Below are 21,776 nucleotides of genomic sequence, written 5' to 3' on the forward strand. Positions count from 1 at the left end.
CCATGTGTGGCATCGTTGCCGCGGTCGCCGACCGCAACATCATCCCCGTCCTCCTCGAAGGCTTGCGCAAGCTCGAATACCGTGGCTACGATTCGGCCGGGCTGGCGCTGATCAACGCCAGCGGCCTGCAACGCCTGCGCTCCGTTGGCCGGGTTGCCGAGCTGACCGCACAGGCCGACGGTTCGCAGGTTTCCGGCCACGTCGGCATCGCCCACACGCGCTGGGCGACGCACGGCATACCCAGCGAGCGCAATGCCCATCCGCACATCTCTGAAGGGCTGGCCGTCGTGCACAACGGCATCATCGAGAACCACGAAGCGCTGCGCGCGCGCCTCAAGGCTGCCGGCTACGAGTTCACCTCCGAGACCGACACCGAGGTCGTCGCCCATCTCATCGCTTACGAGCTGAAGACGACCCCCGATTTCCTCGCCGCCGTATGCAAGGCCATCAAGCAGCTGCACGGCGCCTATGCGATTGCCGTGCTGCGCGAGGCCGATCCGGGCCGCGTCGTCGTTGCCCGTGAAGGATCGCCGCTGCTCCTCGGCCTGACCGACGACGGCTGTTACGCCGCCTCGGATGCCTCGGCGCTATTGCAGGTCACGCGGCGCATGGTCTACCTCGAAAACGGCGATTGTGCCGAACTGACGCGCGACGGCTACCGTATCACGCGCATCGACGGCACGCCGGTCGATCGCGCCGAGAGCGAGTCGCAACTGTCTGCCGACGCCGTCGAACTCGGCCACTACCGGCATTACATGCAGAAAGAGATCTTCGAGCAACCGGTGGCTCTGGCCAATACGCTCGAAATGCTCGGTACCGCGCACAGCATCCAGCCCGGCCTGTTTGGCGCAGCCAGCGAGGAAACCCTCAAGGATGTCCGGCAGGTGCTGATCATCGCCTGCGGAACCAGCTACCACGCCGGTCTGGTCGCCCGTTACTGGCTTGAATCGATCGCCGGCATCCCGTGTTCGGTCGAAGTCGCCAGCGAGTACCGCTACCGCGACTCGGTGCCCGATCCGGCGACGCTGCTGGTGACCATTTCGCAATCCGGCGAGACCGCCGATACCCTGGCCGCCCTGCACCACGCCAAGACGCTCGGCATGCTGCGTACGCTGTGCATCTGCAACGTTCCCGAGTCTTCGCTGGTGCGCGAGAACAGCCTGCGTTTCATCACCCGTGCCGGTCCGGAAATCGGCGTCGCGTCGACCAAGGCGTTCACCACCCAGCTCGCCGCGCTCTACCTGCTCACCCTGGTGCTTGCCAAGCTGCGCGGTCGGCTCGACGAGCGGGCCGAGGCCACCGAACTGAACGCCTTGCGGCACCTGCCGATCGCGGTGACCAAGATCCTCGAAATCGAGCCCGAGATTCGCGAGTGGTCGGAGCAATTCTCGATGAAACAGCACGCCCTGTTCCTCGGTCGTGGTCGTCACTACCCGATCGCCATGGAAGGCGCGCTGAAGCTCAAGGAGATCTCGTATATCCACGCCGAGGCCTACCCGGCCGGCGAACTCAAGCACGGCCCGTTGGCGCTGGTCGACCGCGACATGCCGGTGATCGCCGTCGCGCCCAACGACGCGCTGATCGAGAAACTGAAGTCGAATCTTCAGGAAGTGCGCGCCCGTGGCGGCGAACTCTACGTCTTTGCCGACGCCGACAGCGAGATGCAGGAGTCGGACGGCATCCACGTCCTGCACCTGCCCGAGCACTATGGCGCCCTGTCGGCCTTGCTGCACGTCGTGCCGCTGCAGCTGCTCGCCTATCACGTCGCACTGGTCCGCGGCACCGACGTCGACAAGCCGCGCAATCTGGCCAAGTCGGTGACCGTCGAGTAGGCGCCACCGGCATGGCTCGCGCCGGGCGGCCCTGAACCGCCGGTTTCCCGGTAACCGCTGTCGGGCGGTCAGTACTTCACGCGCGCGAAGTAGGTCTTCTGGGACGCTTCCAGCGCCTGGCGCAGGGTGCTGATCCCCATCTGTTCGAGCAGCGGCAGCATCTTCAGGAAGACTTCGCTGGTGGCGATGGCGTCACCGAGCGCGTTGTGCCGGCCTTCGATGCTGATCCCCAGGCGTTCGGCGATCTTTTCCAGTTGGTGCGAGTCCTGGTTGGCGTGCAGGACTGCCGAGAGGAGCAGCGTGTCGAGGACGGGCTGGCTGAAGACCACGCCGGTGCTCTCCTCCTTGAGTTGCAGGAAGCGCATGTCGAAGGCGGCGTTGTGCGCGACGAGGACGGTGTCGCTGCAGAAATCGTGGAAGGCCGGCAGGACCGCGTCGATGGTCGGCTGGCCGCGAACCATGTCGTCGGTGATGCCGTGGATGCGGGTTCCTTCGGCGCGCAGCAGGCGCTCCGGATCGACCAGCTCGTTGAAGTTTTCCTGGCGCAGCATGCGGCCGTTGACGATGCGCACCGCACCGATCTGGATGATCTCGTCGCCGGCCGCCGGTTCGAGGCCGGTGGTCTCGGTATCGAAGACGGTGTAGCTGAGGTCCGCCAGCGGTCGGTCGAGGTCGATGCTCTGATCGCGAAAATCGAAGAGGTCGAAGTCGTAGTACTCGGGGCGCACCTGGCTATCGTCGCTGCCTTCCGGCTCGGCGAGGGTTTCGGGGATGGCCACCGGCAGAACCAGCCGGAAGAAGGCGCAATGCGCGGCCTTGTCACGCTGGTACCAGACTTCGCCGCCATGCCGGTCGATGACGTCGCGCAGCGACAGCGGCGAGTGCTCGCTGCCGACCTGCATCGGTTCCGTTTCCCAGGTGCAGAAGGTCTCCGACGACATGGCGTGCCCGGCCCAGATAACATCCAGGTAGGCCAGCTTGCCGAAAGGCTGCAGCCGGAAGCGCAGCTCCTTGATCTGATAATGTTCGATGAGGCGGAACGCCAGGCAACAGATCGAGAAGACCAGCGAAAAGCTCTCCGCGCGCAGCCAGAGCGCATCGTCGATTTCCTCGGTCTTGGTCGGCAGTCCGAGCTGTTCCTCGATGCGGCGCTGGGCGGCGGCGATGATGTCGATTCCCAGCACGTCTTCCAGTGGCCAGCGTGTCTTCAATGAATCGGCGAACTCGTTCATCGTCTGGTCGAGGCGCTGGCTCATGCGTACGACCTCGTCACTGACGATGCCGACGAAGCGCTCGCGCACCGCCGCTTCCATGTCCGGGTAGTCCATCAGGTTGCCGACGGCGACGCGGATGTTGGCCAGGCTGCCGCGGCTGCCGTCGGTCAGCGATTGCAGGACCTGATCGCGGCGCGACTCCTGCTCCAGGTTGCGGGTGATGTTCTCCACGGTGAGCACGTAGCCGCTGATCGCGTCGCTCGGCGAGTCGTCGGCGATGGACAACACCGGCACCAGTTGCACGCGCAACAGCTGGCCGCCGCGGGCGGTGGTGATGAAGTTGGCGATCGCCGTACCGGCGCCTTTCTGCAGACGCTGGCGCGCCACTTCGAGTGCGTGATCGATCTGGTTGCGTTCGAGGATCGAGAAGATCGAACGCCCGAGGCCGATCAGCGCGCCCCCTCCGGCAAGCGTCGTACTGCCCTGCGCCAGCGCCCTGAACTGCAGCCGGGCGCGGCTGTTGTAGAGCAGGATGCGGCCGTCCAGATTGCACACCACGACCGCCTGCGCCAGCTCCGACATCAGCGCTGCGAGGCGATTCTTCTCTTCCTCAACCGACGCCTTGGCGGCAGCGATCTGGGTTTCGACGTCGTCGAGCAGACCGTCGCGCTGTTGCGCCAGATCGTTGGTTGCTGCGGCGAGCTGGCGGACTTCCGGCGGGCCTTCGCTAACGACGCGGAAGTTGCGGTTGGCGGTGAGCATCAGGCGCAGGCTCTCGGCCATCTTGAGCAGGCCCTGCACATACTGGCGGAAGAGGTAGCGGATCACCAGCAGGCCGAGGACGAAGCCGAAAGTGGTCATCATCGCGCCCAGCGACAGGTGCGGAACGATCAGCTGGACGAGCATCGCGCGCTCCGGCGCTTTCGCTCCCGCCCAGATCAGCAGCGCCGTGACGACGAAGGGGCCGGTCATCAGCAGACCGAGGATGACCACCGAGATGGCGAAGCGGATACGTGCATTCATTCACTGGACCTGTTCAACGATTGCGGGTGCTCTGGTTCCCATCACCGCCCTCCCATAGTGGCGTGCATCGGCCCAGAAAAGTCGCCGGAAAGGCGACGAGCCATCACTTTAGCCGACTGGCAGCGGAAATGAGCAGGTGAGAGCGGGTCCTTGCCACTGCGCTCACTAGCTCGCCGGTCGGGGGCGGCGAGTTCGTGCCGGGATGCGGCAGAATTCCCCGCGCTGTGCACTAGTTCATAACCGACGATTGCCTGCTCGGGGGACACTGCCACTCGACGTGGTGCTACGGCGCCAGCGTTTCGAAAACCCTCTGGAGCACAGGCAAACCATGAAGCGAATCCTCTCGCGCACAATCGCCCTTCTCGGCATCTTCGGCAGCGTGTCGGCCGCGGCGATTACCATTGACGGCGATCTTTCCGACTGGGGGATCAATCGTTCGACCTGGGAGCCAACGCCCGGGAGCGGTATCCAGGCGAAGATCGAGGATCAGACAGGCAGTGGCAACTTCCGCCTGGGTCCCGGCTGGGGCGGGCAGGCCTACGACGCCGAAGCGCTCTATGCGCAGAAGGAAGGCGACACCCTGTTCATCGCCCTGGTCACTGGCCACAACCCGCGCACGCTGGAGCAACCCGGCCGCAACAGCTACGGCGCGGGTGACTTCGCCATCGATTTCGGACGCGACGGCACCTTTGAGCTGGGCATCAACATCAAGCATGCCACCAGCGTCAGCGCCGGTGGGGTCTACAGTTTCGAGTCCTTCGGTGTCGAAGGCGGCGTTTACATGAATCCCGCCTGGGCCTACGGCCTCTGGGACAGCGCCGGCAATTACACCGATCCGGGCAGCGGCGCAGCCTACTCCCCCGATCGGAGGCATCCCACCCATCTCACCGGCGGCACCCTGATCGGCATGGTGAGCGCGCTTTCCTACACCCTGGCTCCGGTGACCGGCTACGGCAGCAATCAGGGCGACGCGCACTACATCTACGAGATGAGTATCCCTCTGGAGCTGCTGCGCGATGCCCGCTGGAACGGCGAGGCATTCGACATTCACTGGACGCAGAACTGCGCCAACGACAGCATTGTCGTTGATCCTCCGGGCAGCGTCCCTGAACCGGGGACCCTGGCGCTGTTCGCTCTCGCCGCAGCGGGATTGCTCGTCGGGTGCAAGAAGAAGAAAGCAGCGAGTTGATGCGCTGCGTGTAGCCGCAGTTTTCGGGGGCAGCCGCCCCCGTTTTTGGTCAACCGATCGCCGCGCCCGGCGCTGGCCGCCGTGCCCGCCGTGTGCGTTGGGCGTGATATTCACGCGATAGCCCTGTTGGCTTTGACGACAGAGAATCGATTCGATATACTGCCGCACTCGTTGGCCAAGTAGCTCAGTTGGTAGAGCAGCGGACTGAAAATCCGCGTGTCCGTGGTTCGATTCCGCGCTTGGCCACCAGAAAAAAATTCAGCCCGGCCATTGGTCGGGCTGAATGCGTTTGGGCGGCCCGCTATGTCGTCGGCGCCACGGGTCGCTCTGCCGGCGTGGCGCCAAACTCGCGCATGTATTTCTCGAGGCTGGCGGTTGTCCCACAGACGAAGAGGACGTCGTCCGCGCGCACCTTGAACGCCTGGTCGAACTCCACCAGGACGTCGGTCCCACGTTCCACCGCCACCACCGCCGTCGCCGTCTTCTCGCGGATACCCACCTGCCAGGGGTGCCCCCCGACCAAGGCACCCGGCCCCACACGGGCCAGCTTGAGCCGCTGTTCGACGCTGACGGCGTCCTCGCCGAGCAGGTGGTGGGCGAGAATCTGGCCGGCGACCTGGCCCACCGAGAGCGCGAAATCGGCGCCCGCCTGGTAGAGGCGGGCGACGTTCGGTGCCAGGTTCACGCGCGCGATCAGGCGCACGTCCGGGGCATAATCGCGCACCACCGCGGTGGCGAAAACGCCGGCGCTGTCGTTGCTCAGGGCGAGGACGACCGCACGCGCCTTGCGCACCTCGGCGCGGTCCAGGGTGGCGTGTTCGAGGACGTTGCCGACCACATCGACGGCCGGGTCGGAGACATCGTCGATGACGATGATTGTTTCACCCGCGTCGCGCAGCATCTCGACCACCTTGCGGCCGACCGCACCGTAGCCGGCGACGACGATCGGGCCGTAACGGCGCAGTGGCGTGGCCAGGCGTTCGACCCGGGCCAGGTTGGCGTAGGCGCCGGTCGCCACGAGGATCGCGCCTGCCTCGACCCGCGTATCGGGGCCTTCGGCCGGGGCGAAACGGCCGCCGTTCCATTGTCCGATCACCGTCACCCCGTAGCGCGCGCGCATGCGCAGGGTGCCGAGCCGCTGCCCGGCCAGCGGGCTGCCAGCCTGCACGCGAAAGTCGGCGATGCCTATTCTTTCGCCGAGCAGTTGCAGCCCTTCCACCTTCGGGCTGATGCGCGAGCTGGCGCGGGCCGCCAGGGCCGCACCCAGCACGTGCGAAGGGGTGAACACCGCGGTGGCGCCGATCTTTTCCATCGCCGGACGGTGCAGGGGCTCTTCGGCGAGCGCCAGAATCGTTCCGGAAAAGCCGCGTTCGCGGGCCATCATGATGAACGTTGCGTCGGCGTGGTCGTCGGCGTTGGTGATCAGCGCCAGCGCCGTTTCCACGCCGGCCAGCATCCCGGGTTGTTCGTCGAGGGAGCCGAACACCACGTCGTAGCCACGATCGCGAAGGCGGCGGGCCTGGCGTTCATCCTGCTCCAGGATGACGAAGGCCGTGCCCACGCGGCGCAACTCCTCGACCAGCGAATCGACCGCCGGGCCATAGCGGTGGATGAGCACGCGCCCGCTCATCTCGGGCAGATTTCCCGGCAGGCGCTGCTCGAAGCGTTCCTCGAAGTAGGGCAGAAAGAAGACCGGGAAAATCAGCACGTAGAAGGACATGCCGACCAGTTCGAAAAAAATCACGAACAGGATCATCGCCGGATGGGTCCAGTGCGAGTCGCTTCCGTAGCCGGTGGTGGTCAGCGTTTCGGAAGCCCATTCCAGGCTGGTCCAGAAGTCGCGCGGAGAATTCTCCAGATGGGTCATCAGGAACATGTACAGCAGCGCCCCGGCCAGGATCACCAGGGGAATGCTGAGCAGCAGGGCGAACAGGCGTCGCGTCGAACGCTTGAAATGACCAATCACGGGGCATCTCCGGTAATCGTGAAGGGGCGGGAGGACAAGCCCGGGCCGAGCGCGCAGGGGGGCACGCGCTGGGGTGGGAGGGTTCCCTCTTCCTGCTGCGGTGGCGAGTACAGCCGAGTCACCGTAGGGCCGAAAGTATCGGCGGCGCGATAGAGGCCGTCAATGGACAATTTTGCCCATGACGCCGGCGTCCTCTGCCGCCTTCTGCCCGCCGACCGGCGGGCGGGCGTCGAAGCGGCCCGGGCGTGCCGATCGGGCAGCGAAAGGGATAGCCGGGATGGCCTCCGCCGGCCGTCGGAATGCCTGCCCACAGTGGTCTTCCCTGGCGCGAAAAAGGGGCCGCTCCTTCGTTGCCGTGGGCCGAAATTTGCCGCGGCGGCGGCCTTTTCCGCGTGGCCCTTCGCCAGGAAGCATGCCATTCGTGTTGTCCTGGCCACTTGCGGCTTGCTCCGATCGGCGGCATCATTCGCGGCGCGCAACGCTTCCGCTATCCGTTGCCACCCGCGTACGTCCCCGATAGCGTGGTTTCCGGAGATCTGCACGGATGATCGACACTTCAAGAAAGCTCACTTCCATACTGTGCTCGGCCGCCCTTGTCGCCATCCTGGGGGGCTGTTCGACGCTGGAGAATACCGTCGCGGGCAAGAGCGCTGCGGGCGGCGCCGGGCAAACGGCAGGCGTTTACTACGCCGGATCGGCCGATCTACCGCTCTACCGCACACCGGGCGGTGCGCTCATCAGCCGTCTGCCCCAGTACGCGAAGCTGTATCGGAGCGATTTGCAACGCGGCTTTGCTCACGTCCGCGTCGAAGCGACGGGCGAAGCGGGCTGGGTGGAGAACGCGAAGCTGATCTGGCGCCTGCCAGCGCACGAGTCTTCGGAACAGGTCCGCGAACCCCTGCGCGAGGCCGAGGCCGAGGCGGTGCCGGCGGCGCCAGTCGTCGAGTCGCCGGAACCGGAGCGGGCGGCGCAAGCCGTCAAGCCGCAGCAGTCGCCGTCGCCAGCGGCCGCATCATCGTCGAGCGCGCCTGCGAAATCGACGGTCGCGCCGTCGATTTTCAACCCCTACTAATCCGGCGCCGGTGGCCATGAACAGCGCGAGCGCAGCGGCCGACCCGGTTCGTCCCGACCCGCCGGCCCACCCTCTCGATCAGCCGCTGGCGATGCTGCTGGCCGTGTCCCCGTTGCGCAAGGCCCAGGTGATCGACGACATCGTTCACGGCTCGATACCGCGTCCGCTGTACTACGTGTTGCTGCTTGCCTCGGCGGGAATCGCCGCCTTCGGACTGCTGGCCAACAGCGCTGCCGTGGTCATCGGCGCCATGCTCGTCTCGCCGCTGATGGCGCCGATTTTCGGCATCGCACTGGCGCTGTCCCGCGGCGACCTGCGCCTGTTGCGCCACGCCGTGGTCTCCGAGTTTGGTGGCGTGTTGCTGATCATCGGCTTTGCCGTGGTCCTGGGCCTCTTGCCGTTTGCCCTCGAGGTGACGCCCGAGATGCTGGCGCGCACCAAGCCGTCGCTGATCGATCTCTTCGTGGCCACCCTGGCGGGCCTGGCCGGTGGCCTGGCGCTGGTCGATGAACGAACCAGTCCCGCGCTCCCGGGCGTGGCGATCGCCACTTCGCTGACCCCACCGCTCGCCACCTGCGGCCTGTCGCTGGCGTTCGGGGCTTTCGATGGCGCCTGGGGTGCCTTCCTGCTCTTCTTTGCCAACTTCCTCGCCATCCTCGCCGTTTCCGCGACGATCTTCATCGTCGCCGGCTTCGTCACCCGCGCCGAGCTGGGCACGCGGACGGATTTCCTGAAGCGTTTCTCCGCGGCCGGCATCGGGCTGCTGGCCGTTGCCGCCATCCTCACCCATCAACTGGTCGTCGTCATTGACGACTGGCGGCTCAACCAGGCGATTGTCCAAACCATCGAGAAGGCTCTGGCCGACGATCCCGGCGCCCGGCTTGCGCGCGTGGTCTACGACCAGGACGGCAGCGGCGCGGTCAATGTCCTGGCCACGGTCAATACGCCGCGCTCATTCTCGCCGCTGGCGGTCAAGGCCATGCAGCAGGCCATCGCCGACGAGGTCCAGCGCGACATCAACCTCTTCGTCAGGTGCGCGATCACGCACGACGTGGCGGCGGCGGGTTCGGCTAACCTGCTGCCGACGGTCGATCTCAATGGCCATTTCATTGCCTCCAGGGTGACCGCCAACGTGCGCATGACCGAAGCCGCCGAGCAGACTCTCCGCGAACTGGTGAGCCACGGTCAAGCCTTCGAACTGGGTGACGTGCAACTCGTTCACCTGCCGACGGGCGCTGTTATTGTGGCGACCGTTTCAGGCGCCCGCCCGCCGGTTCCCGCGCAGGTCAGGTTGGCCGAAGACAAGATCCGTGCGCGACTCGGTGATCCGACGGCCACCCTGCTGGTGCGCGCCACGACGACCAGCGATATCACGGCGAAGGGCCGCGTGCTGCTTGGTGAAGCGCAGTTCGCACCGATGACGGAAGCCGAGCGTGCCGTTCAACGCGAGGTGGAAGCGCGCGGCAAGGCCGATCTGGAACGTCTTGCCGACACCTTCGTCGATAGCATCGACGCCGCGAAGGGTGAGCGCGGCTGGGAAGTGCGGGCGGAAGTGGTCAGTGCCCAACCCCTGCAGCCGGCCGTCGTCGGTCGGGTGGAAAAGGAGCTTGCCGCGGTTGCCGGGACTCCGGTCACGCTCTCGGTACTCGCACCGACCGGGCTGATCGTCACGCGGACCGGCTTCACCACCGTGCAACGCTCGATCGAGGACGCGTTTGCCCGCAGGCTTGCCGCACTGGGGAACGAAGCCGTCGAGCAGAAGAGGTAGCGCCGACAGCCATTCGGGACGCCCATCCCGGCGCCGCGTCCAGCGTCGGGATACGCCGCGCCGAAGCTGCCCCCGACGCGCCCGAAGACTGCCAGCGACCCCGGGCGGCAGTCTCCCTTCCCGATGTCCGCCCGCTCGCGAGCCCTGCCGGGCAGACTCAAGCTTGTTCACGGCTGGAGAAAACCTTGCCACTGGCGAGGACAAATCGACGATTGACGCCGCTTGATGGAGCCTCATATACTGCCGGGCTGAATTTTCCATCCTTGAATGGCTCGTGGGCCTGGTTTTCAAACCGCCTTTTTTGAGAGAGATAACGATGAAAACAATTCTCGGTTTGATCGCGTTTGCGCTGGCCGGCGCAGCGCTCGCGCAGCCGCTGGCAGGCAACGCCGAGGCGGCGAAGGCCAAGACTTCGATGTGCGAAGGCTGTCACGCCGTCCCGGGTTACCGGACCGCTTATCCGCACGTCTATCAGGTGCCGAAGCTCGGGGGGCAGCAGGCCGTGTACCTCGCCAATGCCTTGCAGGCGTACAAGACGGGGGCGCGCAGCCATCCGACGATGCGCGCCATCGCCGCGAGCCTGTCCGAGCAGGACATGGCGGACCTTGCGGCCTACTACTCCACCGTGCAGAACTAAAGGATCGACCATGAAAGCGAGCTTGCTTATCGCCCTGTTGGCCTTCGTCGCTTCGTCGGCCCACGCCGGCGCTGGCGCAGCGGCGCAAAAGGCCGAGGTTTGTGCGGCCTGCCATGGCGCCGACTTCAATACCCCGGTTTCGGAAGACATCCCGCGTCTCGCCGGCCAGTATCCGGACTACCTGGCGCGCGCAATGACCGATTACAAATCCGGTGCGCGCAAGAACGCGCTGATGAACGGCCAGGCAGAAGGCCTCTCGGCGCAGGACATCGAAGAGCTTGCCGCCTACATCAGCCGTTTTCCCGGCAGCCTGAAGGTCCTCCCGCTGCACCGCTTCATTCGCTAACGACCTCGGCGGCAGCTTCCCGGGCAGATCTCAGGCGCGAGCAAGCAGGCAGCGGAAGCTGGCGCCGATGGTGTAGCTGCCATTCGCTTGTCGGAAGGGCAGGAGCGCCCGCGAGTGAGCCGAATCGACGACTCCCTCGCCGTGGGTTTCGATCGCTCGCGCCGCAACGCCCGAAGAGCGCAGTCCTCTGAGCGCAGTGGCGAGATCGGGATACTGCCAGGGTGAGTCAACGTCGAACACCTCGGCCGGGTCGAGGCCCGCGGCGTCGGCGAAGGCACGCAGTGCGTTTTCGTCCGACAGGGCAAACGGACCCGGCGCCCCGGGCGGCGGCGGGGGCAGTAGCGGCCTGAGCGCGGCCAGCAGCGAAACCGCTTCCATGCCCTCGGGCCTTCCCCAGGTGACGATCACCACATAAGCGCCGGGCTTGGCCACGCGCCGCGCTTCGGCGAGCGCCACGCCGGGGTTTCCGGCGAACTGAAACGAATTGAATCCGGTGACCAGGTCGAAGCTGTGGTCGGCGAAGGGCAGGCTTTCGAGCTCGCCGACGTGAAGGTCGCCGTCCGGTACCCGCTCCCTGGCGATGGCCAGCAGATTGTCGGCAGCGTCCAGCCCCGAAACCCGAGCGCCGCGTTCGGCGGCGATCTGCGAGGCCATCCCGGCCCCGCATCCCACGTCGAGATACGCCGCGCCCGAGCGCAGCCCGACGCGCTCGAAAACCGCCAGGTACACCGGGCGGCACCCTCCTTCCTGAATGTCCGCCCAGTCGCGCGCCCGCGCGCCCCATGGACGGGCATTGATTCCGGCGGTCCGCGGCCTGGTCTCGCTGTTCATTGCGTTCTCCTTGTCGAGCAGCATGCCCTTCACGAATCGAGCCAGCACTGCCTGGCCCCGGCCCCGGCCCCGCCAAGTCCACAGCCTGCCACCGTCATTGCGAGGAGGCGTCGCCGACGCGGCAATCCAGTTCCGCTCTCTTACTATTGCTGCGCCATACCAGCCCAGCGAAAAAATGAACCTCTGGATTGCCACGTCGGCGACGCCTCGCCGCAATGACGCGTACGCGGGTGTGGTGCTGTGTTTCCGACGAGACTATCAGCAAGCTGGCCAGCCGCCTACTTTGGTCTATTGGTCAAACGGTCTAGAAAGTATTTGCTGTTTGCTGTCATCACGCGCCCATAGAGTGCCGCCGTACGCAGCAGCCATGCAATCGCTACACCCGTGGAAAATATGAGAAGGTGTTCATGCACTTGCATCCCGGCAGCAGTTGGCGGCAAAAAAAAATATAACAGCGCGCAGGCCACAAGGCCATTCTCGAAACAGACTTTTTCGGCAGCCATCTTCCATGTTCGCGCAGCTTGCTGAGGTTCATTTTCAACCGCTCTTTCGAGATTGACATAGTACGAAGCCCCGCCAATTGCTGAAGCCCCTCTCGCCCATGCCCATTTCAGCGCTGCGGGCACCAACAAATCGACTACTAGTGAAGAGATGCCAGTCAAGATCATGCCGATGATGTATCCGCCAATCACAATAAATACAAAGCCATATTTAGTGTCAAGTTGTGCTAGTAAAGACTTGTCATCGCTGGAAAATACAATTGCCGATAGATACGCCCCTCCTGGTATAATCCTAGCAATGAGATCGTAGTACATGTCGGGGACAATCTTCCCAGCCGACTCGAGCGGATCTGCCATATTGTTCTCTCCCATCTTTTCAGAATTTAATCGAAATGCGTTGCCATCAAAGTAAGCTGAAGTTCCTTATTGGATTAACTTTCTGGTCGACTTTGTTTTTCCAAGCACTGCCTTTGCAAATAGATACGAGCAATTTCCATCAATCAATAACTGCGCGTCAGTATATTCCGCTCCGCACTCGTCTACATGGGTTAGGCTGAGAGGTGGTCTGACCGCTCGACTAAGGCTCTAGCTTGGGGGTGGCCAAAACAAGGCATACGAACGGAGCGGGCGAAAGTCTTGGTCAAAGCACTCGTTGATTCCGTTAATGATGATCGAAGACGAAATGAAGACTAGGATGACACCGATGGCAATGAGCACTGACATTGGAAATGCCTCGATTGCGTTGCCGCGAACGGAATGAAGGGTGCCTGGTCTGGGTCAAGCCTGGCTTAGGGGGGGCGTACTTGCGCGCCTATAGCGTGCCACCGTTCCAAGAGCTGAATAATCGACACACCCGAGCAAGATAAGCAAAGTTGGGGTGAATTTTCCCAGCCATAAGCAGTCTTCGGAAAGGGTCGAAAACTTCCCCTATCTCTTTAAACCCTATGACCGACTTTTTATTCCAACCCGAATAGACGAAAATTCCAAGGGAGTACCTATCCGTGTGATAGACAGCCTTAACGCACCTGAGTTATTGCCATAAAACAGCCAGTGATCGTTAGCAAACGTGTAAAGCATTCCCGCAGGTGAGTTTGGTTCCATTTGGATGACTGCCGAGAGCACGTTGCCATTTTGAGTGCTGACCATTTTATTGCCAAGGCGTAGGTATTGATCGGTCAGCTCCTTTGGATCTGCAATCAAGAGGAGTTTAAGCAAGTCGGCCATGCTCTTTTCGATCAATGGCCAAGCTTGAGGAACGGCCACATATGCCATGAGCTCAAACCAATGCGCATTCGGAGCGCGTTTTGCGTATTTCAGACGCTCCCGGACAAATCCCACATTCGCTTGACCCTCTGGCCCGCATTCGTCTTCTTCCTTATCTCGCCATCTACCCCCTACTCCAGGGCTATAGTCTATTCTGTAAATGCCGCCAGGTTCAAGAACGACGCCGCTCCAGTTCCACGGGCGGCTTGCTTTCACCTGGATCTCCACACTTTGGCCCAAATCAAGCCAGCACAACTCCTCAGGATGAACGGCGTTTGGTTGAAAACGCTGACTGAAAGCATTGTTTGCGCGAATCATCACGCTTGAATCGACAACCCCGAACCCCGAGTGCTTAGGCAGGTGATTCTGCTCTTCGGGACGGTTGCAGGGGAACCAGCGGGGCCAGCTACCAAATGCTTGCCAAAAAGGCCGACGAAGCAACTCGTCATGTACGTCCCCCAATGGATTTCCTTGAATTGCAGCTATTTTTCCTCTGTCGAAGCGCAACCCTTGGCTGAATGCTCGCTCAATCATCCAGAGCAAAGGAATGTTTGAAAGATCGTCATCCGCATAACCTCCGCCAACCCCGGCATGTGTACCCCGAAACCAACGTTGCTCGATTAATGCCGGGGATTGCGAGTTGTTTTCTTGGTTTTCATCAAATGGGGTCACGAAGAACTGAGAACGTTTCTCATCAATCGACATGGCGTGGCACGCTAAGCCGCATGCAACCGGGCGGCTATCGCGATATCCTTCATTTGAGCCAAAACCAAGAGGGCGGAACCACCAACCCCAAAGTGGCAAGCCTAGCGAAGCGACAGTATCCCAAACGCCAATAAAAGCGATATCGACGGTAGAATTTTCGTAGCAAATCCCGTCGCGAAGGCTTACTGACGCCTCCGGGCGGCGATTGACGTACAACTTCACCAAGTCTGGTGCGTAACGAGCGTTCTCTGCCCTTAGTAAGCCTGCGTTTCGGATTACACCGCCAATACAGCGAGCGGTGTAGGCGCCGCGCGAAAAGCCAATCAAGAATATTCGGTCTCCTGGTTGATAAAGTCGAACGATTGCGCTGTAGCCATCCAGAATATTTTCTCGGATTCCCGTTCCAGTGCCCGCTTCAAGCAAGCGATTTCCAGTGCCAAGCATCTTTCCGAGAATTGTTCCAAATTTTCCTAACGAAGTCAGCAGGGCACTGGACTTGTCCAATGCGCGCGATACCGATGAGGTTCCACTACCCACTCCGGCATCGTAGAACCCAATTTGTTTCCAGTTGCTGTCAGCAGAAGACAGCAGCGCATCGTAGAACTTCCATACATTCGAAGGACAAGGCTTTCCATCTTCCTGGTCAGTAGGGCTATTGCTGGTCCCATCACAGCAGATCACGATGTTCTTGCTCATGGTCGTTGCCTCAAGGAATGCTCGATGGGTCAGCCAAAATGAGGCACATTCTGGTGTGCTCAGCCAATCGCTTTCCCATTACAGACAGAATCGAGATTGGGCCGGCCAAAACCACCAATAGCCAAGGGATCTCCTTGCAACTCAACTGAAATGGAAAGCCAGTAAACCATACGGCTAAGCCAGAGGAGAGTGATATCGCAACCAGGCCACAGATTTTAATTCTAGAAGGGACCAGTTTGTGACCAGTTCTTGTTCTAGCCTTGCACAATACCCAAATCAGAAACTCAAACAGAACTATGCCGATCAGCGCAGCTAGGGCAATCGCAATGAAACTCACAAGGGTAAAAAAAATAGCTCCTGTGCCCCAGTCCTCTCTGAACCACTCGAGAACCTGATCTCCTGAGTGCCAAAATCGCTCCATGACTCTCTCGCCTAAAATTCGGTAATATATCACGGTAGAATTAGCGCAATACGGTGAACGAAATAAAAAAATTCAAGTTTTTCATTTCTGCCTGACGTCTGTTTGTGGCTTATCCCTTTGAGTGACGTCGTGGGAACCGTGAACCGCAGCCTGCGAGGCTGGGCAAACTACTTCCACTACCGGAACTCAAGCCAGGCCATGAACGAAGTCAGATACCTTGCGGAAGACCGGTTGCGGATCCATTTGATGACGCGTCACTAGGTGAAGGGCCGAGGAGCTGGCTTCCGCCTGTTTCCAAGTGCTCATCTCTACCTGCGCCACGGGTTGTACGAAACCCCTACCAGGGCGGGTTGCAACTCGGCGGATGCCTTGGCGTGAAGAACATCGGAAAGCCGTGTGCGGGAAAACCGCATGAAGGGTTTGATGAGGGGCGCAGGCGAAAGCCTGTCCTCTACTCTAGCCGGCGTCGGCGTGGGTTCTGCGTCGGTGGTGGGAGAGGGCGACTGGGGTGACTCCGTCCCCTACTCGATCCGTTGGTTCGAATTCAGGGCAGCGAAGTCGGCCGCCTCGACAGGAACGTGTCCATGACTTTGAGCCAAGTACAAAGACGCTCAATAGCCTTCGGATCTGAGTAACCGAGCGAGTGTGGCGTGATAATTTTAAGCGGGCGCAGGGTGGATGCCCGAATCATCCCACACACGCCAGAGAACTTGGTTTCAAATGGTGTTTCGCCACTCCACGGCGTGCTTGTGATTTGTACATCAACGAAAAACGATCGCAAGGAGGGACGCCCGCCGTATCCAAATCTATGAGCTGTGAGAATCGTTCCGGCAAAAGAAAACAACGGCAATGTGACCGTGAGAAGATCTAAAGCCGTAATAAAATATATGACGATGGGAATGGGAACAGTGAAAAGTAATAGTGCACCTATCCCAAATGCTAGCAGCTGTAGCTTAAGTACAGTAAGAAATGCGTTCTTACCAACCAATGTCCTGCCGATTTCTGCCAAGACACGCTCCGAAGCACGAGGCAGTGAGAGGAGAGTCAGCCAGAGCGACGCCTCATCACCTCCATGGCGGAGGCAGAGTATTGAGAGTCTCGCTGCACTCTTGCCACTTTGCATGGCAGTCAATTTGTGCGATTCGTCTCGCGCGTTTATCAGCAAGAAATAAAAGGCAAAGGACGAGACCAAGAACGTGAGCAGAAATATGCCCCCAAACTGAAGTTGGTCAGGTAGAACGATTGTTAGAAGCAAGCTAGTCCAGAATGCAAGGCCAATAGAAAGCAGGACTGGTGGAGCCCATGCCTTTCGCTTAATTCGCAGATACGGCGTTCCAAGTGAAACCATTGCGCGCACTTTGTCGCCATGGGCCATCTGATTGACCGCTTGAAGGGCCATGTTGCCGCCGTGACTATGTGCGATCAGATATATTGCGGAGTACTTGTTGGAACTCGCAGTAGCATCGAGTTCTGCCGTAAGCGCTTCGCTCGCGGCAATGCGGGATGCAAACGCATTCTTCCCGTCCCAAAGAAATCGCTTTAGTTGAGTTTTCGGGCCAAGTGTACTTGAGATCGCTTGTGCGATTGGCGACTCTGGCAGGGTCCACGCAGCGTCCGTAGCATAGGTGCCGTGAATGAGGTACGCGACGCTTGGCATGCTTCAGTCCTTAAGAGTGAAACCAAATGCGCTTCTCGTCTGATGTGACGGCTGCGACTCAACTGGCAGGACACGTCGCTTCATATGGCGCCGAACTTGTAGGTCAAGGTTCTGCCATCATGCATCGTGAGCAGCAAGGTTTACTAACTTTTGCCAACGGTGTCCGGCTTGTATTTCTAGCCGGAGTAGGCATGCTACCCATGAGGCAGCAGCAGTCGTGTTGTACGCAGATAATGGAATCATTCAATAGAAAGACGGCAGGTGCGGAATCTATCCGCTCTATGAAGCGGATAATGGGTTGGCAAAATAATTCGAAAAATAACGAAAAATCACTTGACAAGGGTTTGGCAAAATGCTCGACATTTAGGCTGTATAAACAACAGCTTATTGGAGTGTCTTGTGGATACCGAACGATTAACTGCGGTCATGGATAGCCTCATGAATCAAACCGTCCTGGGGGAATTGTTGGCGCCGATAGCGCGTGCCCTGGCGCAGGTGCGCGGTACCGACGCCGTATCGCGCGTGTTGAGTATGGCGGATTTTATCGGCTTGGGAGTACTGCGTCACCTGCAGGGTATGCGCACCCTGCGCGAGCAGGTGCAGTTGCTTCTGCATTGGGAACCGGGAACGGCGCTGCGCGTGCCGCTGGCACGTTCGACGTGGTCGGACGCGCTGTCCTCGCGCCGCCGCCGCGCGGTCTTGCAGGCGGCGATGCCGCCGTTGCTTACCGAGGCCCGGGCGGTGTTGCCGGATCGTCTGGCGAAATTCCCTGCACTGCAAGGACGCCCGGTGTATGCGATGGATGGGACCTATCAAAGCGAAAGCGCCCACTACGGGCGGTGTACGCCCCGCCAGGGCGGCGAGGACAATCCCAAGGGACACGCGCTGTTGAGCTTCTACGACGTGCGCCTGGGCTGTCCCGCCGACGTTTACGTCGATACCCGCAGTCGCCACGAGACGGCGCTGTTGCGCGACTACGACCAATCCGCGCAAGCCATGACCCGTCACAAGGGTGCCCTGTGGTTGGTCGACCGCGCTTTCATCGACGCGGCGTTTTGGGATGGCCGGAAAAAGCGCTTGGGCGTGACCATGATCACGCGCATGAAATGCAGCCTGTGCATCGATTCTACCGAGGGCTTGGCGGTGGCGGACGTGCCGGCCAACGAAGGGGTGCTCAAGGATCTGCGCATCACCCTGCGCAGTTCCCGGCAAGACTGGCGCTTGATCACCTTCCGCAGCCGGCGCGGGCATCTCGTGGAGTTTCTGACCAACGAGTTCAAGCTCGAACCCGGCCTCATCGCCTTCCTCTACTCGCGCCGCTGGGAGGAGGAGAAGTGTTTTGACACCTGGAAGAACGACTTCAGCCAGGCCAAGGCCTGGGGCGCCAGCCTGGCGGCCATCGAGAATCAGGTCCGCCTGGCCATTGTCACCAGCCTCTTGGTGGCCTTGCTGCTGCACCGCAGAATGGGTCAGCACGGAATCGTGGACGAGAAAGCATTGCGCAAGCAGGACCGGCGCCAGACCTCTGCAACCGACGGGACCGATCGCCCCGACTGGAGCAGCCCGGTATTCCGCTACACCTCCAAGGTGAGCCGCCAAGTCTTGCGGTTCTTCAAGCACTGTTTTCACAAACCGGCCTCGCAGGCGCTTTATGAGGCCCAGTTGCGGCCATTGTTGTTGGCATATCTATGAGGCAACCGGACACCGTTGAACTTTTGCATAAGAAACGCAAATGCGGGGTCAGGTTTTCCCTTGTGCCCTGACCTTGACCCCTCAACGAATAATTTCCAAACGCCTTTCGATCCGGTAAATTCTCGCCTTGATCTGGTCGATACTCGGCTACTGCCGGATGATTTCTTCGTAGTCATGCGCGCTGTCGCGGCGGCCAGCAGCTGTGCTTGCTTCGAGGCTGGTCAGACGCGCGGCGACCTCCTGCATTTCGCTCGCAAGGCGATCCTGCCCGGCGCGCAATCCGCGCAAGGGCTCAAGAATCAGATTCTCTACGTTGTCGGTCATGCCCATGCATCCTCAAGGTGAGTTTATTGCGAAGTGAGGGAATTACCAAGCCATTTAAATAGAGGACCAAAAACGGTCGGCGAGCGTTACCGGTAACTACGCGGCGTACATCCTGCGTGCCGAGGCGCCGCAAAGGCGAGCGAAGCGGATCGGCAGCCAAGAGCGACCTCCAGCATCGTGGCGTAAGTTCCTGGACACGGCCAGCGGGATGCTGGCCGACACGCTGTAGCACATCGACCAGGTAGTCGTAAGGATCGATCTGGTGCAACCGACAGGTCGCGATCAAGCGGTGGATAATCCCGACCTGCTTTGCCCCCAACTCGGTCCAGCAGAACAGCCAGTTTTTTCGGTTATCAAATGTTTCGATAAGAAAAATTATCCTCGGTCAACTATTAGGCAAGGTTTGCTCGCGACCGCTGACGAAGCCTAGAGCCAGCCGGGGTTTCAGCTCTCGGTGCTGTCGGCGAACCTGCCATAAGAATTGGTGTTTCCTGTGAGTCCGATCCCTCACCACAGGAGCACACCATGCCTATGGATGCATGCCTGACGAACTTTGCTCGTCGCGACTGGCTGACTGACGGCCCGCTCAACGACGTCGTCGCCCCCTACATCGAAGCGTTGCGCAACCAGCGCTATCCCGATCACACCATCCGCGCTTATCTGGGCTGTCTGGCCCATTTCAGCCACTGGATCAAGACTGACGAGATCAGGATGTCGAGCCTTGATGCTGCGCTCATCAGGCGCTTCTTGCGGGACCACCTCCCTGCCTGCACATGCCCGGCGCCTTGCTATCCCTCTGTCGCCAGTTCAGGCGCAGCGCTACGGCATATGCTCCGCCTGCTGCCCTGCGACCCATAAGCGGTGACATTGACGGATCCGGTGGCGGTTGAACTCGAACGGTTTGGCGAGTACCTCTCGAACATCTGCGGGTTGGCTCCCGTCACCCGTGACCGCCGAGTTCACTATGTCGGCACCTTCCTTGTTCGCGAGTTTGGAGTTTCAACTCCCGTGATCGCGCAGCTATCCGCAACGCGATTGGATACATTCTTTGCCGAGTTGAGTTCACATTTGCGGCCGGCATCGCTGCGTGTCGTCGGCAACAGTCTGCGCAGCTACTTTCGTTACCGTGCCCTGCTGGGTGAGTCGACCGCTGCCCTGGTGGCCTCCCTGCCAAGAATTGCGGACTGGCGCCGCACCACCCTGCCCAAAGTGCTCGTGGACGCCGAACTGGATGCCTTCCTGAAGGCATTCGATTGCACTGACCCCGTCGGACTGCGCGATTACGCCATCGCGCGCTGCCTGCTCGACCTTGGCCTGCGCGGCCATGAAGTCACCTACCTGACCCTGGAGTCGGTGGACTGGCGCAGCGCAACGCTGACGATCAGCAGCACCAAGAGCAAACGCGTGCAGCAGTTGCCTCTGCCGGTATCCACCGGCGAAGCCATCGCTCAGTACCTACGGCGGGGACGACCGCAGACCGTGAACCGGGCACTGTTCGTACGACACCGCGCGCCCTACGACAAACCGCTGGGCGTACCGGCGATCCGCAATTCGATGAATCGCGCCTTTGTTCGCTGCGGTCTGCGCGATCGGTTCTGCAACACCCATGTGCTTCGGCGGACCATGGCGACGCAACTGCAGCGCTCGGGGGCTTCCGTCAAAGAAATCGCCGATCTCCTGCGCCACCAAAGCCTCGACACGGCCAACACTTACGCGCGCGTCGATCTGGAAGGCTTGCGGGCCGTGGCCCTGCCGTGGCCCGGGAGTCGGCCATGAACACCCCGGTTTCCTGGATGACTCAGGTCGAGAAATATCTGGCGTATCGCCGCCATCACGGATTCAAGCTCAGCATTGATGCCACGCAGCTTCAATCCTTTGCTCGCTTTGCTGACGAAGTCGGCCCGGCAGATCACCTGACGGTGGCGCTGGCCATCGCATGGGCACGGTCTTCGCAGCGCCCGAATCCGCTCACGTGGGCACGCCGTATTGACGTTCTGCGTGGCTTCGCACGCTTCTGCCTCCGCGACGATCCGGCGACGGAGATGCCACCACGAGGTCTCTTCGGCCCGGCGCACCGGCGCCTGGTTCCGCACATCTATCAGGTGCCGAAGCTCGGGGGGCAGCAGGCCGTGTACCTCGCCAATGCCTTGCAGGCGTACAAGACGGGGGCGCGCAGCCATCCGACGATGCGCGCCATCGCCGCGAGCCTGTCCGAGCAGGACATGGCGGACCTTGCGGCCTACTACTCCACCGTGCAGAACTAAAGGATCGACCATGAAAGCGAGCTTGCTTATCGCCCTGTTGGCCTTCGTCGCTTCGTCGGCCCACGCCGGCGCTGGCGCAGCGGCGCAAAAGGCCGAGGTTTGTGCGGCCTGCCATGGCGCCGACTTCAATACCCCGGTTTCGGAAGACATCCCGCGTCTCGCCGGCCAGTATCCGGACTACCTGGCGCGCGCAATGACCGATTACAAATCCGGTGCGCGCAAGAACGCGCTGATGAACGGCCAGGCAGAAGGCCTCTCGGCGCAGGACATCGAAGAGCTTGCCGCCTACATCAGCCGTTTTCCCGGCAGCCTGAAGGTCCTCCCGCTGCACCGCTTCATTCGCTAACGACCTCGGCGGCAGCTTCCCGGGCAGATC

At 61.4% G+C, this 21,776-nt stretch carries 18 protein-coding genes, 1 tRNA gene and 2 pseudogenes; 13 read left to right on the top strand and 8 right to left on the bottom strand.

The window, feature by feature from the left end; all coding sequences use genetic code 11:
- Window positions 1–2: 2 nt before the first annotated feature.
- The gene (gene glmS / locus QZ613_RS14985; RefSeq protein WP_043569183.1) at window positions 3–1,832 is read left to right on the top strand and encodes a glutamine--fructose-6-phosphate transaminase (isomerizing); all 1,830 of its coding nucleotides are present in this window, start codon (window positions 3–5) and stop codon (window positions 1,830–1,832) included.
- Between the two features lie 68 nt (window positions 1,833–1,900).
- Here glmS and QZ613_RS14990 read toward each other — a convergent pair whose 3' ends face one another.
- A complete protein-coding gene (locus QZ613_RS14990; RefSeq protein ID WP_291983054.1) occupies window positions 1,901–4,069 on the bottom strand; it encodes an exonuclease domain-containing protein in 2,169 nt (722 codons plus the stop codon).
- Window positions 4,070–4,397: 328 nt separating this feature from the next.
- On the opposite strand from QZ613_RS14990, the gene QZ613_RS14995 reads away from it, so the two are divergent.
- Window positions 4,398–5,258, top strand: coding sequence for a PEP-CTERM sorting domain-containing protein (locus QZ613_RS14995; RefSeq protein WP_291983056.1), 861 nt, complete (start codon window positions 4,398–4,400; stop codon window positions 5,256–5,258).
- Between the two features lie 173 nt (window positions 5,259–5,431).
- Window positions 5,432–5,507 (top strand) — tRNA-Phe (locus QZ613_RS15000).
- Window positions 5,508–5,559: 52 nt separating this feature from the next.
- Here QZ613_RS15000 and QZ613_RS15005 read toward each other — a convergent pair.
- Window positions 5,560–7,224: an NAD-binding protein gene (locus QZ613_RS15005; protein ID WP_291900623.1), complete on the bottom strand. Its 1,665-nt coding sequence runs from the start codon at window positions 7,222–7,224 to the stop codon at window positions 5,560–5,562.
- Window positions 7,225–7,768: 544 nt separating this feature from the next.
- Between QZ613_RS15005 and QZ613_RS15010 the strand changes: the two genes are divergently transcribed.
- From QZ613_RS15010 to QZ613_RS15025, 4 genes are all read left to right on the top strand, one after another.
- A complete protein-coding gene (locus QZ613_RS15010; protein ID WP_291983058.1) occupies window positions 7,769–8,296 on the top strand; it encodes a hypothetical protein in 528 nt (175 codons plus the stop codon).
- Between the two features lie 16 nt (window positions 8,297–8,312).
- The gene (locus tag QZ613_RS15015) at window positions 8,313–10,064 is read left to right on the top strand and encodes a DUF389 domain-containing protein (RefSeq protein WP_291983060.1); all 1,752 of its coding nucleotides are present in this window, start codon (window positions 8,313–8,315) and stop codon (window positions 10,062–10,064) included.
- Window positions 10,065–10,380: 316 nt separating this feature from the next.
- Window positions 10,381–10,701 (top strand): c-type cytochrome, encoded by a 321-nt coding sequence (locus QZ613_RS15020; RefSeq protein WP_291900631.1) that lies wholly within the window; start codon window positions 10,381–10,383, stop codon window positions 10,699–10,701.
- A 10-nt stretch (window positions 10,702–10,711) separates the two neighbouring features.
- Window positions 10,712–11,047: a cytochrome c gene (locus QZ613_RS15025; RefSeq protein ID WP_291983061.1), complete on the top strand. Its 336-nt coding sequence runs from the start codon at window positions 10,712–10,714 to the stop codon at window positions 11,045–11,047.
- Window positions 11,048–11,077: 30 nt separating this feature from the next.
- Here the strand turns inward: QZ613_RS15025 and QZ613_RS15030 are convergent, their stop codons facing one another.
- The 3 genes from QZ613_RS15030 to QZ613_RS15040 form a co-directional block, all read right to left on the bottom strand.
- Complete coding sequence (locus QZ613_RS15030) at window positions 11,078–11,878, bottom strand: class I SAM-dependent methyltransferase (protein ID WP_291983063.1); 801 nt, start codon at window positions 11,876–11,878, stop codon at window positions 11,078–11,080.
- A 278-nt stretch (window positions 11,879–12,156) separates the two neighbouring features.
- Window positions 12,157–12,735 carry a hypothetical protein gene (locus QZ613_RS15035; RefSeq protein WP_291983065.1) on the bottom strand — a complete coding sequence of 193 codons (579 nt, stop codon included), beginning with the start codon at window positions 12,733–12,735 and terminating at the stop codon, window positions 12,157–12,159.
- 585 nt (window positions 12,736–13,320) lie between these two features.
- The gene (locus tag QZ613_RS15040) at window positions 13,321–15,042 is read right to left on the bottom strand and encodes a DUF2235 domain-containing protein (protein ID WP_291983067.1); all 1,722 of its coding nucleotides are present in this window, start codon (window positions 15,040–15,042) and stop codon (window positions 13,321–13,323) included.
- A gap of 538 nt (window positions 15,043–15,580) precedes the next feature.
- Here QZ613_RS15040 and QZ613_RS21225 point away from each other — a divergent pair.
- Window positions 15,581–15,724, top strand: coding sequence for a group II intron maturase-specific domain-containing protein (locus QZ613_RS21225; RefSeq protein ID WP_366144473.1), 144 nt, complete (start codon window positions 15,581–15,583; stop codon window positions 15,722–15,724).
- A 283-nt stretch (window positions 15,725–16,007) separates the two neighbouring features.
- On the opposite strand, the gene QZ613_RS15045 is transcribed toward QZ613_RS21225, so the two are convergent.
- Entirely contained in the window at window positions 16,008–17,120 is a 1,113-nt protein-coding gene (locus QZ613_RS15045; RefSeq protein WP_291983069.1) for a hypothetical protein, read from the bottom strand.
- 438 nt (window positions 17,121–17,558) lie between these two features.
- On the opposite strand from QZ613_RS15045, the gene QZ613_RS15050 reads away from it, so the two are divergent.
- Window positions 17,559–18,812, top strand: a complete 1,254-nt coding sequence (locus QZ613_RS15050) for a transposase (protein WP_291981530.1) — start codon at window positions 17,559–17,561, stop codon at window positions 18,810–18,812.
- Between the two features lie 147 nt (window positions 18,813–18,959).
- Here the strand turns inward: QZ613_RS15050 and QZ613_RS15055 are convergent, their stop codons facing one another.
- Window positions 18,960–19,136, bottom strand: a complete 177-nt coding sequence (locus tag QZ613_RS15055; protein ID WP_291983071.1) for a hypothetical protein — start codon at window positions 19,134–19,136, stop codon at window positions 18,960–18,962.
- 130 nt (window positions 19,137–19,266) lie between these two features.
- Window positions 19,267–19,485 (bottom strand): annotated as a pseudogene (locus QZ613_RS15060) (transposase domain-containing protein); the annotation flags it as partial.
- Between the two features lie 176 nt (window positions 19,486–19,661).
- On the opposite strand from QZ613_RS15060, the gene QZ613_RS15065 reads away from it, so the two are divergent.
- The 4 genes and pseudogenes from QZ613_RS15065 (at window position 19,662) to QZ613_RS15080 (ending at window position 21,746) form a co-directional block, all read left to right on the top strand.
- Window positions 19,662–19,994: a hypothetical protein gene (locus tag QZ613_RS15065; protein ID WP_291983073.1), complete on the top strand. Its 333-nt coding sequence runs from the start codon at window positions 19,662–19,664 to the stop codon at window positions 19,992–19,994.
- A 177-nt stretch (window positions 19,995–20,171) separates the two neighbouring features.
- Window positions 20,172–20,912, top strand: a complete 741-nt coding sequence (locus tag QZ613_RS15070; RefSeq protein ID WP_291983074.1) for a tyrosine-type recombinase/integrase — start codon at window positions 20,172–20,174, stop codon at window positions 20,910–20,912.
- Window positions 20,913–21,223: 311 nt separating this feature from the next.
- Window positions 21,224–21,400, top strand: a pseudogene (locus tag QZ613_RS15075) (cytochrome c); the annotation flags it as partial.
- 10 nt (window positions 21,401–21,410) lie between these two features.
- Window positions 21,411–21,746, top strand: coding sequence for a cytochrome c (locus QZ613_RS15080; protein WP_291983061.1), 336 nt, complete (start codon window positions 21,411–21,413; stop codon window positions 21,744–21,746).
- The last annotated feature ends 30 nt before the right edge of the window (window positions 21,747–21,776 follow it).

The organism is Candidatus Accumulibacter sp. ACC005 (assembly GCF_907163215.1).
In the GTDB taxonomy this organism is placed as follows: Bacteria; Pseudomonadota; Gammaproteobacteria; order Burkholderiales; family Rhodocyclaceae; genus Accumulibacter; species Accumulibacter regalis.

Excerpts from the sequence above, each read along its gene's own strand:
- glmS (WP_043569183.1), top strand. The coding sequence starts at position 3 with ATGTGTGGCATCGTTGCCGCGGTCGCCGACCGCAACATCATCCCCGTC.
- QZ613_RS14990 (WP_291983054.1), bottom strand. The coding sequence starts at position 4,069 with ATGAATGCACGTATCCGCTTCGCCATCTCGGTGGTCATCCTCGGTCTG.
- QZ613_RS14995 (WP_291983056.1), top strand. The coding sequence starts at position 4,398 with ATGAAGCGAATCCTCTCGCGCACAATCGCCCTTCTCGGCATCTTCGGC.
- QZ613_RS15010 (WP_291983058.1), top strand. The coding sequence starts at position 7,769 with ATGATCGACACTTCAAGAAAGCTCACTTCCATACTGTGCTCGGCCGCC.
- QZ613_RS15015 (WP_291983060.1), top strand. The coding sequence starts at position 8,313 with ATGAACAGCGCGAGCGCAGCGGCCGACCCGGTTCGTCCCGACCCGCCG.
- QZ613_RS15020 (WP_291900631.1), top strand. The coding sequence starts at position 10,381 with ATGAAAACAATTCTCGGTTTGATCGCGTTTGCGCTGGCCGGCGCAGCG.
- QZ613_RS15025 (WP_291983061.1), top strand. The coding sequence starts at position 10,712 with ATGAAAGCGAGCTTGCTTATCGCCCTGTTGGCCTTCGTCGCTTCGTCG.
- QZ613_RS15030 (WP_291983063.1), bottom strand. The coding sequence starts at position 11,878 with ATGAACAGCGAGACCAGGCCGCGGACCGCCGGAATCAATGCCCGTCCA.
- QZ613_RS15035 (WP_291983065.1), bottom strand. The coding sequence starts at position 12,735 with ATGGCAGATCCGCTCGAGTCGGCTGGGAAGATTGTCCCCGACATGTAC.
- QZ613_RS15040 (WP_291983067.1), bottom strand. The coding sequence starts at position 15,042 with ATGAGCAAGAACATCGTGATCTGCTGTGATGGGACCAGCAATAGCCCT.
- QZ613_RS15045 (WP_291983069.1), bottom strand. The coding sequence starts at position 17,120 with ATGCCAAGCGTCGCGTACCTCATTCACGGCACCTATGCTACGGACGCT.
- QZ613_RS15050 (WP_291981530.1), top strand. The coding sequence starts at position 17,559 with ATGAATCAAACCGTCCTGGGGGAATTGTTGGCGCCGATAGCGCGTGCC.
- QZ613_RS15055 (WP_291983071.1), bottom strand. The coding sequence starts at position 19,136 with ATGACCGACAACGTAGAGAATCTGATTCTTGAGCCCTTGCGCGGATTG.
- QZ613_RS15065 (WP_291983073.1), top strand. The coding sequence starts at position 19,662 with ATGCCTATGGATGCATGCCTGACGAACTTTGCTCGTCGCGACTGGCTG.
- QZ613_RS15080 (WP_291983061.1), top strand. The coding sequence starts at position 21,411 with ATGAAAGCGAGCTTGCTTATCGCCCTGTTGGCCTTCGTCGCTTCGTCG.